The 15,747-nt window shown below is 52.0% G+C and carries 13 protein-coding genes; 5 read left to right on the top strand and 8 right to left on the bottom strand.

Annotated features, from left to right (window positions below; translation table 11 throughout):
- Positions 1-36: 36 nt before the first annotated feature.
- The gene (gene cybB, locus LY264_RS12275) at positions 37-567 is read right to left on the bottom strand and encodes a cytochrome b561 (RefSeq protein WP_008784870.1); all 531 of its coding nucleotides are present in this window, start codon (positions 565-567) and stop codon (positions 37-39) included.
- A 189-nt stretch (positions 568-756) separates the two neighbouring features.
- On the opposite strand from cybB, the gene gap reads away from it, so the two are divergent.
- Both gap and LY264_RS12265 read left to right on the top strand, forming a co-directional pair.
- Positions 757-1,758 (top strand): type I glyceraldehyde-3-phosphate dehydrogenase, encoded by a 1,002-nt coding sequence (gene gap, locus LY264_RS12270; protein WP_071692406.1) that lies wholly within the window; start codon positions 757-759, stop codon positions 1,756-1,758.
- Between the two features lie 126 nt (positions 1,759-1,884).
- Positions 1,885-2,811 (top strand): alpha/beta hydrolase, encoded by a 927-nt coding sequence (locus LY264_RS12265; protein ID WP_048214132.1) that lies wholly within the window; start codon positions 1,885-1,887, stop codon positions 2,809-2,811.
- Positions 2,812-2,852: 41 nt separating this feature from the next.
- On the opposite strand, the gene aldA is transcribed toward LY264_RS12265, so the two are convergent.
- The 3 genes from aldA to hrpA form a co-directional block, all read right to left on the bottom strand.
- Positions 2,853-4,292 carry an aldehyde dehydrogenase gene (gene aldA / locus LY264_RS12260; RefSeq protein WP_048227564.1) on the bottom strand — a complete coding sequence of 480 codons (1,440 nt, stop codon included), beginning with the start codon at positions 4,290-4,292 and terminating at the stop codon, positions 2,853-2,855.
- A gap of 199 nt (positions 4,293-4,491) precedes the next feature.
- On the bottom strand, positions 4,492-5,289 hold the full coding sequence (locus LY264_RS12255; protein ID WP_171846022.1) for a YdcF family protein: 798 nt from the start codon (positions 5,287-5,289) through the stop codon (positions 4,492-4,494).
- A 79-nt stretch (positions 5,290-5,368) separates the two neighbouring features.
- Positions 5,369-9,271: an ATP-dependent RNA helicase HrpA gene (hrpA, locus tag LY264_RS12250; RefSeq protein WP_048227562.1), complete on the bottom strand. Its 3,903-nt coding sequence runs from the start codon at positions 9,269-9,271 to the stop codon at positions 5,369-5,371.
- Between the two features lie 201 nt (positions 9,272-9,472).
- Between hrpA and azoR the strand changes: the two genes are divergently transcribed.
- Positions 9,473-10,078, top strand: coding sequence for an FMN-dependent NADH-azoreductase (gene azoR, locus LY264_RS12245; protein WP_003020341.1), 606 nt, complete (start codon positions 9,473-9,475; stop codon positions 10,076-10,078).
- A 43-nt stretch (positions 10,079-10,121) separates the two neighbouring features.
- Here azoR and LY264_RS12240 read toward each other — a convergent pair whose 3' ends face one another.
- The 4 genes from LY264_RS12240 to LY264_RS12225 form a co-directional block, all read right to left on the bottom strand.
- The gene (locus LY264_RS12240; protein WP_048216308.1) at positions 10,122-10,313 is read right to left on the bottom strand and encodes a hypothetical protein; all 192 of its coding nucleotides are present in this window, start codon (positions 10,311-10,313) and stop codon (positions 10,122-10,124) included.
- Positions 10,314-10,437: 124 nt separating this feature from the next.
- A complete protein-coding gene (locus LY264_RS12235) occupies positions 10,438-10,764 on the bottom strand; it encodes a YdbL family probable chaperone protein (protein WP_048227561.1) in 327 nt (108 codons plus the stop codon).
- Positions 10,765-10,771: 7 nt separating this feature from the next.
- The gene (locus LY264_RS12230; protein ID WP_008784882.1) at positions 10,772-10,963 is read right to left on the bottom strand and encodes a YnbE family lipoprotein; all 192 of its coding nucleotides are present in this window, start codon (positions 10,961-10,963) and stop codon (positions 10,772-10,774) included.
- Entirely contained in the window at positions 10,960-13,599 is a 2,640-nt protein-coding gene (locus tag LY264_RS12225) for a YdbH family protein (RefSeq protein ID WP_048227560.1), read from the bottom strand. Before LY264_RS12225 ends, LY264_RS12230 begins: the two co-directional genes overlap by 4 nt.
- A 616-nt stretch (positions 13,600-14,215) precedes the next feature.
- Here LY264_RS12225 and LY264_RS12220 point away from each other — a divergent pair.
- Both LY264_RS12220 and hslJ read left to right on the top strand, forming a co-directional pair.
- A complete protein-coding gene (locus LY264_RS12220) occupies positions 14,216-15,205 on the top strand; it encodes a 2-hydroxyacid dehydrogenase (protein WP_003833196.1) in 990 nt (329 codons plus the stop codon).
- Positions 15,206-15,317: 112 nt separating this feature from the next.
- Positions 15,318-15,737 carry a heat shock protein HslJ gene (hslJ, locus tag LY264_RS12215; RefSeq protein WP_048216300.1) on the top strand — a complete coding sequence of 140 codons (420 nt, stop codon included), beginning with the start codon at positions 15,318-15,320 and terminating at the stop codon, positions 15,735-15,737.
- The last annotated feature ends 10 nt before the right edge of the window (positions 15,738-15,747 follow it).

Below are 15,747 nucleotides of genomic sequence, written 5' to 3'. Positions count from 1 at the left end.
GGCTAAAAAAATGCCCCGCATTTGCGGGGCATTACCTCAGGAGCGTTTACGCGGCATCATGCGCAACAGCGTATTATCCTTCCAGAAATAGTGATGCATCAGGGCGGCAACGGCATGCAGACCAATAACAAAATAACCCAGGTTTGCCAGCGTCACGTGCCAGGACTTCAGCATATCCACTAAATCAAAGTTAGCCTCTGCCGCATGCGGCATAACTATGCCGAATGCAATCCACGGATTACCCCGGTTGTACATCATCACCAGCCCAATAATAGGCAGCACAATAAACAACAGATAGATAACCAGATGCCCCAGATGCGCCATGCCGGTCATCATTGGCTTTGGTTTTGGCACAATCGGCGGTGCCGGATATTTCAGCCTGACCAGCAGACGCGCCACCATCAGCGTTAATATCGTGATACCACAGGATACGTGCACCATGTTGAATAAGGGACGATAGCTGCGCGGGAAAAATCCGCGAAACTCCATGGCGCTATAGGCCACAATAACTAACAAAAAGACCAGCCAGTGAATACCGATTTGCAGGCCAGAATACTTATTCCCCATAACACTTCCTGAATAAAAACAATAATGCGTCAACATAACGGGCTTTTGTTAAAAATTCATTAACTTTTGTTCACCCATTTTCAGTCGCTTACGCTTAACCGCAAGAACCGCTATTGCCGAGGATGCCTGTCTGGACTAAGCCTGGTAAGGAAAATATGTCGTACCGCCTCATCCTGACAGGAGAAAACCATGAGTAAAATTGGCATTAACGGTTTTGGTCGTATCGGCCGTCTGGTATTGCGTCGGCTACTGGAAGTCAAAAGCAACGTGGAGGTTGTGGCCATTAATGACCTCACCTCGCCCAAAATTCTCGCCTATCTGTTAAAGCACGATTCAAACTACGGCCCGTTTCCCTGGAGCATCGACTTTACCGAAGACGCGCTGATTGTCGACGGTAAAAAAATCACGGTTTACGCAGAAAAAGAGGCCAAAAATATCCCGTGGAAAACCACTGGCGCTGAGATAATCATCGAATGCACCGGTTTTTATACCTCGACAGAAAAAGCCAACGCGCACCTGGATGCAGGTGCCAAAAAAGTGCTGATATCCGCCCCGGCTGGCGACATGAAGACCATTGTCTTTAACGTCAACGACGACACAATGGATGCGAACGATCGGATTATCTCGGTCGCATCGTGCACCACCAACTGCCTGGCACCGATGGCGAAAGCGCTGCACGATAGCTTCGGTATTCAGCTTGGCACTATGACCACCATCCACGCCTACACGGGAACGCAGTCGCTGGTTGATGGTCCACGCGGGAAAGATCTGCGCGCCTCGCGGGCAGCAGCAGAGAACATCATTCCCCATACCACTGGTGCCGCCAAGGCCATTGGTCTGGTTATTCCGGCGTTGAGCGGAAAATTAAAAGGCCATGCCCAGCGTGTTCCGGTGAAAACAGGATCTGTCACGGAACTGGTATCGATATTGGGGAAAAAAGTCACTGCTGAAGAGGTCAACAACGCGCTGAAAAAAGCCACGCAAAATAATGAGTCGTTTGGTTATACCGACGAGGAAATCGTCTCGTCAGATGTCATTGGCTCGCATTTCGGTTCGGTATTTGATGCAACACAAACCGAGATTACCGAAGTGGGCGATCTGCAACTGGTAAAAACCGTCGCCTGGTACGATAACGAATACGGTTTTGTCACCCAGCTTATTCGTACGCTGGATAAATTTATCAAGCTCTAATGTTCTGGCGGAGGCCTGCCTCCGCCCTCTTTCATTTCCCGCGAATTCAATACGTTGTGAGTCTCTCCCCGTTTTCAATTCACTGACTGTGCTATAGCTAACCTTTGCCACTGAGGGAGCATAGTAATGGAAGCACTGAGTCGTGAAACGTTAGAAAACATGATGGAGCAAGCCGTTGCCCACGCAACCACCGTCTCATTCTGGCCGCAGAGTGAAGCCCCCGGAGCAAAAAACAGCGATGCGGTCTTTACGCCAGAACCCCGACATACAGGAACATCTCAGTATGATCGTGCTGTCACCGGTATTCGCGCCCCGGAAATTACCGTTTATGCCCCCGAAAAACCTAACGGCGTAGGGATCCTTGTTACACCGGGAGGTTCTTACCGTCGCGTGGTGATGGATAAAGAAGGCAGCGTACTGGCACCATTCTTTAACGCCCGCGGTTATACCCTGTTTGTGATGACCTACCGCATGCCGGGTGATGGCCATGAGGAAGGTGCAAACGCGCCGCTGGCCGATGCCCAGCGCGCCATGCGCTACATTCGCGCCAACGCCCATGAATGGAAAATTAACCCTGATCGTATCGGTGTGTTGGGCTTCTCTTCCGGTGGTCACGTAGCCGCCAGTCTGGGAACCCGGTTTGCCGAACCGGTTTATACACCGATTGATAGCATAGACGAGCAACCAACGCGTCCTGCGTTCATGGCGTTGGTCTACCCGGTGATTACTCTGCGTGAAGACATCGGCCACCCGGGCTCTCGTCTTGAGCTGGTTGGCGCTACGCCCGAAAAGGAAGATCTGCGCCACTATTCTCTGGAAGAGCGAGTGGATAACACGACACCGCCGACATTCCTGCTACACGCCATCGACGATCCGGCGGTGAAAGTAGAAAACAGCCTGGTTTTCTTTAATTCGCTACGTGGGCTGGGCGTTCCGGTCGAAATGCATCTGTTTGAACGCGGTAAGCACGGATTTGGTATTCGCGATGCGCAAGGGTTACCGCTGGCCATCTGGCCGGAAATGATGATGAACTGGATCGCCACCAAAGTGTGAGAATTGCGCCGGGTGGCGTACAGGCTCACCCGGCGAAAAACTTAAGACTGCAAATACACTACCTGTGTTTGCAGGTATTCATTCAGACCGTGTTTACCATCTGCCCCGCCAATCCCGGACTTGCGCCAGCCAGCGTGGAAGCCCTGCATCGCCTCGAAGTTTTCGCGATTAATATAGGTTTCGCCAAACTTCAGCCCCTTAATCGCCTTCATTGCCGTATTCAGATTCTGCGTATAGATCGATGAGGTCAGTCCGTAGTCGCTGTCATTGGCCATCGTCAACGCCTGTTCCAGCGTATCAAATGCCACCACCGGCAGCACCGGACCAAACGTCTCCTCGTGCATAATCGCCATATCCTGGCGCACGTCTAACAGTAATGTCGGCGGATAGTAATAACCTTTACCAGCAACGGCTTTACCACCCAGCACCACACGGGCGCCTTCCTGCACCGCTCGCTCGACTTTTTGCTCTACACGCGCCAGCGCAGCGGCATTAATCAGCGGCCCCATCGCAATGTCATTGCGTTCGGCCGGATTGCCAAACTGCACGGCTTTCATCGCCTCACCCAGACGATTAACGAACTGGTCATAGATACCTTTCTGAACGTATACGCGCTCGGCACAGTTGCATACCTGTCCGGTATTGATCACCCGCGAGTCAACAATAGCCTTCACCGCCAGCTCAAGGTCAGCATCGTCCATCACGATAGCCGGGGCCTTGCCACCCAACTCCAGACAAACTTTGGTGATGTTTTTGGCCGCTGCGGCCATAATTTTCTCACCCGCACCGACGCTACCGGTCATGCTCACCATGGCGACCTTCGGGTTTCCGGCCAGCTCCTGCCCGACCGTTTCACCGCGTCCCAGCACCAGGTTAAAGACTCCGCGCGGTAAACCAATGTCATCAACAATTTTGGCAAAGGCGATGGCGTTATTCGGTGTGAATTCACTCGGCTTAATGACGATGGTATTTCCCGTCAGCAAGGCGGGAGCCAGTTTGCGGGCAATCAGGAAAAACGGGAAGTTCCACGGCAGAATGCCCGTCGTCACGCCCAGTGCACGCTTAAACAGCAATATATTCTCACCTGGGCGATCGCTTTGCAGGATCTCGCCTTCATAGCGACGCGCCCACTCCGCCATGTAATCGATATAATCAGCGGTAAACGCGACTTCAACGTCAGCCAGTTGTTGAATTTTTCCACCTTCCGCCACAATCAATGCGCTGATTTCATCGGCTCGCTGGCGGATACCTGTAGAAATTTTGCGTAACCAGTTTGCCCGCTCAATGGCAGGCAACGCTTCCCATTGCGGCTGAGCGCGATCCGCGGCATCGATCGCTTTACGCGCATCTTCGGCACGCCCATCGGGAATACGCGAGATAATCTCTTCCGTGGCCGGATTGACGACATCAATCCAGGCGTCATCGTGCCAGGTCACAAACTGCCCATCGATATACATAGGATGTTGTACGGGTACTGACATGCGGCTCTCCTGTGATTGATTTGTTTTTAACAAGTAAAACTATTGTTAATTAATATCAATCATGCATGACGCATTATCGCTGGAGTGGCGGTTCTGTGAACTGCTTCATAAAAGCGTCTGGAAAAGTAAGAATAAAGAGAAAAACCAGGTGGGATTTCTGCCCGTTTGCCGTAAAACGCCGACAAACGGGCAGCAAGAATTACAGAGAACGGCTCTCCAGTAAGTCGGTCAGCGCGGTATCATTTTTTAGCTGCTGCCAGGCTTGCTCGACGTCCTGGGGTATATCAACATGTACGATAAAATCGTGTCCACAGGGCCCGTAGCCAGTTGCATCATCACGCAGACGCGGAAGTTCACCGGTAATGAGAGAAAGGTAGCGTTCTACCGACCACAGACCTTCTGCGGCAGGCACAAAATCCACGCCGTTGTGCTGCTGAGACAGTTCAGGGATGAAACCAGGGAAACTCAACCAGCGCGGCGCATGCGGCTCATCGCGGGTGACGCGCTGAAACGTGGCCATTGTGCGGCGTTGCATAGTGGGATCCTGCACCACTATGACGGTATGAATACTTTCTGCCGCCTGATTTAGTAATGCACAGCTAAACCGGGCATTCTCACCGCAGTTTGTCGACTGATCTTCCACCCAAATTTTCTCACCCGGAATTTGCCAGAACTGGTGAGCAATATCGGCAAGGATCGCCGCTTCCGCGCGTCCGGTAGTACGAATGATGTTATAACGCGGATGCTGGGCAATCGCATCATACAGAAAGCGCGTGGAATGACCGATACCACCGCTAATCAGCAAGGGAACCTGTTGCTCTTTCGCGATCCGACAGGCGGCGTCGATGGTAGGAATAACCGCGTTTCCTGCCAGAATCACGCAATCTGACTGAACGGTGATATTCCCCGTAAAATCATTCTGCGCCAGCCATCGCCCTACGGTATTGATAGCCGCAAGGGTGGTTGCGGAAAGTGTCGGAAACTGACTCATATTGATGACTCCTGGTGTTTATCTTTACCGGGTACAGATGCCGGGTGGCGGCTACACCTCATCCGGCCTACGGCCCTGCACCGATTTATCCCGAAATCTGCTCCATCGCCTGCAGAATACGTTTATCGGAGATCGGATACGGCGTACCAAGCTGCTGGGCAAAATAGCTGACGCGCAGCTCTTCTATCATCCAGCGGATCTCTTTGACATCGGCATCTTGACGGCGCGCGGGAGGCAGTTTATTGAACCACTGCTGCCAGGCCTGCTGCACACTGTCCACTTTCAGCATCTGTGCACGGTCACGGTGCGGATCGATAGCCAGTTTTTCCAGACGTTTTTCAATAGCCTGCAAATAACGCAACGTATCGCCCAAGCGTTTGAAACCATTGCCGGTAACAAACCCGCGATACACCAGTCCGCCCATTTGCGATTTGATATCCGCGAGACCCAGCGCCATGGTCATATCCACGCGCCCTTTCAGACGTTTATTGATATTAAACACTGCGGTCAGGATCTGTTCGACCTGCTTCGCAATCTCCACCACCGTATCGTTCAGTTCAGCCCGCACTTTCTCATGCAGCGCGGTAAAGCCTTCTTCAGTCCACACCGGGCCACCGTTGGCGTCAATTAACTGATCCACACCGCAGGAGATACAGTCGTCAATCAAATCCAGAACTTTACCGTATGGGTTAAAGTACAGCCCCAGCTTGGCTTTATTGGGCAGCTTCTCATGCAAATATTTGATTGGCGAAGGAATATTCAGCAGCAACAGGCGGCGTAAACCGCACCACATCGCCTGCTGTTGTTCCAACGGATTATCAAACAGTTTGATGGCAACGCTGTCACGCTCATCGACCAGCGCCGGCCACGCTTTCACCTTATAGTTACCGCGTTTTTGTTCGTAACTTTCCGGAAGTTGACCGAAGCTCCAGATGTGCAACCCACTCTGTTCGATGCCGTCATCAGCCACCGCAGACAATGTTTCCTGAACTTTACCCTTCAGCGCATCCTTCAAATCTTGCAGCGAACGTCCTTCCTGTAGCTTCTTATTTTTATCATCCACCACCCGGAAGGTGATTTTTAGGTGATCGGGCACCTGATCCCAGTGCCAGTCTTCACGGTCAACGGTAACGCCGGTCATGCGGCGCAGTTCACGCTCCAGCGAGTCCAGCAGCGGCAGTTCCAGCGGTGTGACGCGGCCTAAAAACGCTTCCGCATAGTTCGGCGCGGGCACAAAGTTGCGTCGTACCGGTTTTGGTAACGACTTAATCAGGGCGATCACCAGTTCGCGGCGCAGCCCCGGGATTTGCCATTCAAAACCGCTCTCTTCGATCTGATTAAGCAGCGGGAGTGGAATATGTACGGTCACACCGTCCGCATCGGCTCCAGGTTCGAACTGGTAGCTCAGGCGCAGCTTAAGGTTACCCTGATGCCAGAAGTTCGGATAATCCAGCTTACTGATTTTCTCCGCGCCCTCTTTGATGAGCATGCTCTTTTCAAAGTTGAGCAGATCCGGCGTTTCACGGCTGACCTTTTTCCACCAGCTATCAAAGTGACGAGCAGAAACCACGTCATGGCTGATGCGTTGGTCGTAAAACTCAAACAGCGTCTCATCATCGACCAGAATGTCGCGACGGCGTGATTTGTGCTCTAACTCTTCCACTTCAGCCCGTAACTTCAGATTGTCACGGAAAAACGCATGGCGCGTTTGCCAGTCACCTTCCACCAGCGCATGACGAATGAACAGTTCACGCGACAACGCGGGATCGATCTGGCTGTAATTTACCTTACGGGCCGCAACAATCGGTAAGCCGTAGACAGTGACTTTTTCTGTCGCCATCACAGCACCCTGCGCGCGTTCCCAGTGCGGTTCACTGTATGAACGTTTGATCAGATGCTGGGCTACCGGTTCCACCCATTCGGGATCGATACGCGCGGCAATACGTCCCCACAGGCGGCTGGTTTCCACCAGCTCCGCGACCATCGTCCACTTCGGCGGTTTTTTGAATAAACCTGAACCCGGGAAGATCGAGAAGCGAGCGTTACGCGCCCCGGTAAACTCCTGTTTATCGGTATCTTTCATCCCGATGTGCGACAGTAAACCGGTCAGCAACGCGACGTGGATCTCCCGATATTCAGCGGGTTCGCTGTTGACCGGAATACCCAACTCTTTCACCACCTGGCGCAGTTGCGTGTAGATATCCTGCCACTCGCGCACGCGCAGGTAGTTCAGAAAATCAAGTTTGCACTGGCGACGGAACTGGTTTGACGACAGCGCTTTTTGCTGCTCGCCGAGATAGTTCCACAGGTTCACAAATGCAAGAAAATCAGACTCTTTGTCGTGGAAACGGCGATGCTTCTCATCGGATACCTGCTGCTTGTCCATTGGACGCTCGCGCGGATCCTGAATGGACAGCGCTGAGGTAATGATCATCGCTTCGCGCACACAACCATGTTTTTGCGCTTCCAGCACCATTCGCGCCAGCCGTGGGTCTACCGGAAGTTGCGACAGCTGACGGCCCAACGGCGTTAACTTGTATGCGGTTGCCTGTTCGTCGGTGGTTATCGCCCCCAACTCTTCGAGCAGGCGCACACCGTCCTGAATATTGCGCTTATCCGGCGCTTCAACAAACGGGAACGCCGCGATATCGCCCAGCCCCAACGCGGTCATCTGCAAAATAACGGATGCCAGGTTGGTACGCAGGATCTCCGGGTCGGTAAACTCCGGGCGCGACAGGAAATCGTCTTCGGAATACAGACGAATACAGATCCCTTCCGAAACACGACCGCAGCGACCTTTACGCTGGTTAGCAGAGGCCTGCGACACCGGTTCAATCGGCAAGCGCTGAACTTTGGTGCGGTAACTGTAACGGCTGATACGCGCGGTGCCCGGGTCAATTACGTATTTGATTCCCGGAACGGTCAGCGACGTTTCCGCCACGTTGGTCGCCAGCACGATACGGCGACCGCTGTGCGACTGGAACACGCGGTTCTGTTCGCTGTTTGAAAGACGCGCATACAGCGGTAGCACTTCGGTATGGCGCAAATCCAGCTTATTCAGCGCATCGGCGGTATCGCGAATTTCACGTTCGCCGCTCATGAAGATCAGAATGTCGCCTGGCCCTTCACGCCCCAGTTCATCTACGGCATCAAAAATTGCCTGCAGCTGGTCACGCTCAGTGTCATCTGCATCTTCAACAATTGGACGATAGCGCACTTCCACCGGATACGTTCGGCCGGAGACTTCGATAATCGGCGCGTTATTGAAATGCTTTGAAAAACGTTCAGGATCGATGGTCGCCGAAGTGATGATAATTTTTAGATCCGGGCGACGCGGTAGAAGTTCTTTCAGATAGCCGAGCAGAAAATCGATATTCAGACTGCGTTCATGCGCTTCATCGATGATGATGGTGTCGTACTGCATTAGCAGCCGATCCTGTTGGATTTCTGCCAGCAGGATACCGTCCGTCATCAGCTTGACCATGGTGTTATCACTGACATGATCGCTGAAACGTACCTTATAACCGATACAGCCGCCCGGCTCGGTCTGCAGCTCTTCCGCAATACGGTTCGCCACGGTGCGCGCCGCCAGACGACGCGGCTGGGTATGGCCTATCAGCCCTTTTACCCCGCGCCCCAGTTCCATACATATTTTGGGTAACTGGGTGGTTTTCCCCGAACCGGTCTCACCGGCGACAATCACCACCTGATGGTCGCGAATAGCCTCCAGAATATCCTGTTTTTTCTGGCTGACGGGCAGGTTTTCCGGGTAGCGGATTTCCGGACGCGCAGCTTCACGCAGCACAACTTTACCGGCTGCCAGTTCAATCTCTTTCGCCATCTCCTGGTAAATGGCCTGTTGTGCATCAGGATTTTTAACCTTCTTCACACCGTGCAGGCGGCGGGCAAAACGCTGTCTGTCACGCAGCATCAGTGAGTCCAGCTGTTGCTGCAACATGTTGAAGGTTAATTTTTGTTGTTCTGTCATAGCGTTAAAAGGCAGTGCTCTGCCGGGTTAAATCTCTTTTAGATGATGGGTATAGAGTACCACATCGGCGCTTTTCATGTGTTGTTCAATAATTTCGAACATAGGATTCGATATATTGCGCTATCACTGCGACAGGATTGTGAATAAAGTGTCAACAAGCAACGGGGCACTACCCCTTCAAACACATAAAAGGAAACACCCATGAGCAAGGTATTAGTTCTTAAATCCAGTATTCTGGCAGGGTACTCTCAGTCTGGTCAGTTGTCTGATTATTTTGTTGAACAGTGGCGTGAAAAGCACTCTGCTGATGAAATCACTGTCCGCGACCTGGCTGCAAATCCAGTACCGGTACTGGATGGCGAACTGGTGGGTGCGATGCGCCCGAGCGATACACCGCTGACGCCGCGTCAGCAAGAAGCGCTGGCGCTGTCCGATGAGCTGATTGCTGAGCTGAAAGCGCATGATGTGATTGTTATCGCCGCGCCGATGTACAACTTCAACATCCCAACGCAGCTGAAAAACTACTTTGACCTGATTGCCCGTGCAGGTGTGACTTTCCGTTATACCGAGAAAGGCCCGGAAGGTCTGGTGACAGGTAAACGCGCGGTGGTGCTGACCAGCCGTGGTGGTATCCATAAAGACACACCAACCGACCTGATCACGCCGTACCTGAACGTATTCCTGGGCTTTATCGGCATCACCGACGTGAATGTCGTCTTTGCTGAAGGTATTGCTTACGGCCCGGAAGTGGCGTCTAAAGCACAGTCCGATGCGAAAGCCGCTATCGACAGCGTGGTAGCTGCCTGATAATTCCCCCTCTCACCATCCGGTGGGAGGGTTTCTCCGACACTTACTTCTTTCCCTGCATTTGTATCTGTTTGCCGTGAATGCGATTGATATCACGCCAGATGGTTGCATAATCCCTGCATTTCGCCAGATTCTCTTCCCAACAATGAAGCAAAAACTGTTCCGGTTCCGCGACATCCCGGCTTAACAGCTTGAATACCCAACGATTCCAGACATACCACTTGAAAAGCCACATGATTTCACCCTACGACGCGACCGGTGTTGGACTATACCAGCATCCATTTTATGCCGTGTGGCAACTATTGCGATGTCGATGAATAATCCAGCGTCGTGTCCCTCTGGCAGTGTGAAAAAGCGATTTACTCTTTTCTCAGCCACTTACCATTTATACCCTGCACATACTCCCCCGGTTTAGCGCGAGCAACCAGCTTTTGCCCGGCCATTTTTGCCACTTCATCTGGCGGAATATTATTGCTCTCAGCCAGTTGCTGATAGCTGGCGTTGCGCGCTTTATTAATCTCACTCACCAGCGCCTGCGTTTCGGCATCGGTTTTCAATGCAACCAGATAGCCATTGAGCGTTTCCCCTACTCGCCCCTGAGTTCTGGCTTCATTCAGGGTCAATGCCCACGCATTGCTGCTGAGTAAACTCAGGACGACCAGCGCCACTGCAAACTGTTTTCTCATCATGACCTCAGAACAAATCGCTGCGCGATTTCAATAAACTTTCGACGTCTTTATCAACTTTGATATGGATCTCATGCTCGATTTTGACGTTCATATTAATGGTGATGGGCTCTTTTGGCGCAGCCACTTCGATTCTGGGAGTACATCCTACCAGCAGAGATGAAGTCAGCAGACCTAGCATGGCAGCTATCGTTTTCATTGTTGTTCCTCACATTCCTTGCCTTCCGGGCAATGGGTTTCCGGCAGCGCTGCATTTTGTTCAAGCCATGCCTGTAAATTGTCGCCAAAACGCAAACTGCGCCATAGCGTAAAGACGTTTTCCTCGTGGGTATAATTCAAATTAACCGTACCTACTTTGCCATCTACCCGACTATTGCCAGTCACGGTTGACTGCATGGTTAAGACACCGAGGTTATCCAGATTTATTTTCGTCCACGAATGGCTTATTTCCATATAACGCAGCCAGTTAATGGCCGCCCCCGCCGCCATGTTATCTTTGACGACCGCATCCGCTGTGTCCTTATCAATACGCAACGTCATCGGCCCTGGATTAGTCAACCAGCCGTCTTTAATGATCCATTTTTCGTTGTCCAGCCATAATGGCAACGCACCACTGACCGGGCCAGACATGGCGAACTGTTTGGGGTTAACCGCACTGATAAGCTCGCTGGAAGAGATATTCTGCACCCGCAATAAGGCCGGGTCGTGCTGCGGCATCCGCAGTTGCTGCATGATGATTTTGCCACCCAGCAGGTCGGCACTGACATCGCTCAACAGTAACGGGTTGTTTTCACTCCAGGGGTACGCCCCCTGCAGATCGGCGGCGATATTCTTCACCGTCACCTGATTCACCACTTCCGCAATACGCAGTGAAATAGGTCCACGCGTACCCAGTTGCCATGCGCCTTCACTAAACCGGAAAGGCAATACAAAATCGACACCGTTGATTTGGTTATCGGGCATCCAGGCGCTACCGCCTTTTAACACCCCATGACCGCCTGCTTCAAAGCCCTGCTCCGGGGCTGCCGAAAATGCGACCTGCGCATACAGATCACCTTCACGTAGCTTCATTTTCCAGTCAGGTGGAACCAGAGGTTGGAATACGGTGAGCGATTGTTTTGGCCACCAGGCCTGTCCGCGCAGGCGGATACCGTCCCAACGACCATTCAGCTGTACGGGCCCAATCGCCCCAGCGTGAAGCTGGCCTTTGAACTGGAAAATTGTCGGATCGCTACCTTCCACACTGAACTTCAGCGTCGATGGTGGTAACACGCTTCCCCCGGTGAAGGTGGTGTTCCCTGCGTCCAGCGACAGCGCGCCGCTAAATGTCGGTTTGGTTGCATCCCGCACCCAAACTATCGGTTCGTCCATCACCAGACGCGGATTTTCCACCTTCATCGTGCCGTATTGCAGATGATCAAATCCGGTAGAAAGATCAAATAGCTTCAGGGTGTTGTCATGCCATTCTCCCTTACCCGCTACGTCCCAACGGGCATGCATCGGCGTAAAGCTGCCTTCCCCCCAATATCGCCACTGCCAACGACCGGCATCAGGAAGAAAATCATTTGCCAGGCCATCCAGATGCAGTTCAAAGCCCCCCATCTGGTTTTCATGCGCACGTAAAATAGCCTGCAGACGCCCATCCACACCACGTTGCGTGACTTTTACGCCTGCCAGCGGCCAGCGAATCTCGTCAATATCCAGCGAATCAATTACCCGCCCACGTGAGCGCAGCAGCGCTCCGGGCTCAAAAGCCAATTGTGGATCGTTCAGACTTCCGGTAAGTCTGGCGGGCAATTTCGCGTAGAAGATCAGATCGCCCTGTTTCGCTTCACCGGTCAACTGTAGCGGCATCTCGCTACTATCCATGCCAAGCTTACCCGGCCCCAGCGTTAATACGGCATTTCCTTTACCGGCGTCGCCATGCGTCAGAACGTTCAGACGCCCGCTCACCACCGCGTTTTCCAGTCCGGCCTGCCAGTTTTCAACTTTTATGCCCAACCGCCCGCTTAACGGGAATCCCTGATAAGGCCAGTTCCAGCGTCCGTCGCTGATGGTCAGTTGCTGGCGTGTTATTTCCCACGGAAGGTCCAGCAGCGGATCGGCATTATCACGCGCCATGACAATCAGTTGTCCGCTGTTTTCTTGCCACTCCAGTTCGGCGTCCACAAGCGTAGGCTCTTGCGGCAGACTTAACGTCGCAACCGCATGACCGCTTACCGGTAGCCCATCGGGAACCAGTGGCATAGTAAATTCACCGACCAATTTTACCGGCGGCTGGCCTTCAAATGCCGCAACATCCAGCTCAGTTACCGTGAGGTTTTGCCCGTGCAAACGCCCCTGGAATTTAACTTTTTCACCCTGGTAACGCAGCTGTTGAGTGGTGGGAGTGAGCGAGAGTGACAGTTTTCCCTGCCATTCCTGCCATGGAGAAAGAATAAGTTTGTCGATGTTAATCCAGGTATTGGGCAGCATTGACTGCCATTCAGCCAGCGTTTTAGGCGCTGCCGGCGATGGCTCTGCCTGCGGCAATTTGGCCAGGCAAGCTGAATCCAACTCAATGGTCCCGACATTGAGCAACCAGCGGCTGGGGTGAGACAGATCCGCCTGAGTGATGCGTGCTAGCGGGCAATCTTCAACCAGATAGCGGAGTTCAGGTATATGCAACCCATGCCGTGTCAGCCGCGGGCTTTCATCCAGCGCGATGCGTGTTCCAACGGGTAACCAGATACCCACCAACGTAGGCACCCACAGGCCAAGCGTCATCACTAGCGTCAGCGGCACGAGAATCAATAATAAGAGGAGTGCCAGAACGGCTTTATATTTACCCTTCATGGGTAGTTAATATCCTGATTTAGCAAAAATTTAAGCCGGTTTAGGCCTGTATTGTGGCATGTTTAACTGGATATGCCCACATTAAGGATAGATAACCGATTTCTAGGCACGCTGTTACACGTGCCGTCTGGGATATTAAGATTCAGACTCAATGAGGCCTAAGTTGTCCATCGCTATGTTTAGGTCCGATACGACCTGCTTCTATCAGAATTTCCTCAATGAGTTCTTCGAGGCACTCCCTACCATGATGATCGCAGACCAGATGTACCTGCCGGGAAATCTCATCAGGTTTCATACCATCGCATAATGCCGCCTTGAGCATTAGGGTGGCCCATCGTTTTGCTTCAGAGTGAGTCAGCATAACCCCTCCCGATAATTGCTACCTGTATAAGCGTAGCTGCCCGGATGTGATTCGGCTGGCTTTTTACCTGCCGCGATATTCGGGGGTTGAGTTGGATAGAAAAATATCCAGTTGTTGAAATTGTGTAACCTGCCCACACTAACAACAGATGCGCTGACATTATTCATTACGCCTATGACTATCAATAACTTTTTAGATTTTGTAAAATAATTTGAATTGGATTAATGTGACGTCAAAATCACTGGAGAAAGTCTTATGAAACTCGCCATCTATAGTACAAAACAGTACGACAAGAAGTATCTGCAGCAGGTTAACGAGGCTTTTGGTTTTGAACTTGAATTCTTTGACTTTCTGTTGACGGAAAAAACAGCGAAAACCGCCCATGGCTGTGAAGCTGTGTGCATTTTCGTCAACGACGATGGCAGCCGCCCCGTTCTGGAAGAACTGAAAAAGCATGGCGTGAAATACATTGCGCTGCGTTGTGCCGGGTTCAATAACGTCGATCTCGACGCAGCAAAAGAGCTGGGTCTGCAGGTGGTTCGTGTTCCAGCTTATTCACCAGAGGCCGTCGCTGAGCATGCGATTGGCATGATGATGACGCTGAATCGCCGTATTCACCGCGCTTATCAGCGTACCCGTGATGCCAACTTCTCTCTTGAGGGGCTGACCGGTTTTACTATGTATGGCAAAACCGCTGGGGTGATCGGTACCGGTAAAATCGGTATCGCTGCGCTGCGGATCCTGAAAGGTTTTGGTATGCGTCTGCTGGCGTTCGATCCTTATCCGAGCGCTGCTGCTCTGGAGTTAGGCGTTGAATATGTCGATCTTAAAACGCTGTTTGCAGAGTCAGATGTCATCTCTCTGCACTGCCCGTTAACACCGGAGAATTATCATTTGCTCAATCACGAAGCCTTTGAGCAAATGAAAAACGGCGTGATGGTCATTAATACCAGTCGTGGTGCATTGATCGACTCACAAGCCGCTATCGATGCGCTGAAAAACCAGAAAATTGGTTCTCTGGGTATGGACGTGTATGAGAACGAACGCGACCTGTTCTTTGAAGATAAATCTAATGATGTCATTCAGGATGATGTATTCCGTCGTCTGTCAGCCTGCCATAACGTGCTGTTTACCGGTCATCAGGCATTCCTGACCGCAGAAGCGTTAACCAGCATTTCTGAGACCACGCTGCAGAATCTGGCCCAAATCTCTAAAGGCGAGACCTGTCCAAACGCCCTCTTCTAATACCTGTGCTCCCCTGGCGTCAGGGGAGCATTTTCAGACAATCACCGATGATAAAACATTCAGTATCATTATTATATTGAATGTATTCCCGTCACAAACGTAGAGAAATTTAATGAAGAAAGTTGTCACGTTGATTGCGCTCAGCATGCTGATGGCTGGCTGTGTGAGCAATGGAAAAGTTTCCGTCAATCGCGAACAGTTGCAGCATCACCGCTTCGTTTTGCAAAGCGTGAATGGTAAAGCCGTCACCGCCACCAACAACCCACCTGAGTTAAGTTTTGGCGAAAACATGACGGTATCAGGAAAGATGTGTAATCAATTCCACGGCCAGGGCAAGCTGTCCGACGGTGAGTTGAAGGTAAAAGATATGGCGATGACGCGTATGATGTGCGCCGATCCACAGCTTAACGCGCTCGACGGGATCGTCAGCGAAATGTTTAAGCAAGGCGCACAGGTCGATCTGACTGCTGACCAGTTAACGCTGGCGACAGCAGAACAAACGCTGACGTATAAACTCGCGGATTTAATGTAGGAAACGTGGT

This window comes from Citrobacter portucalensis, assembly GCF_023374935.1.
Taxonomy (GTDB): Bacteria; Pseudomonadota; Gammaproteobacteria; order Enterobacterales; family Enterobacteriaceae; genus Citrobacter; species Citrobacter portucalensis.
This window is presented reverse-complemented; position numbering and strand designations above follow the sequence as displayed.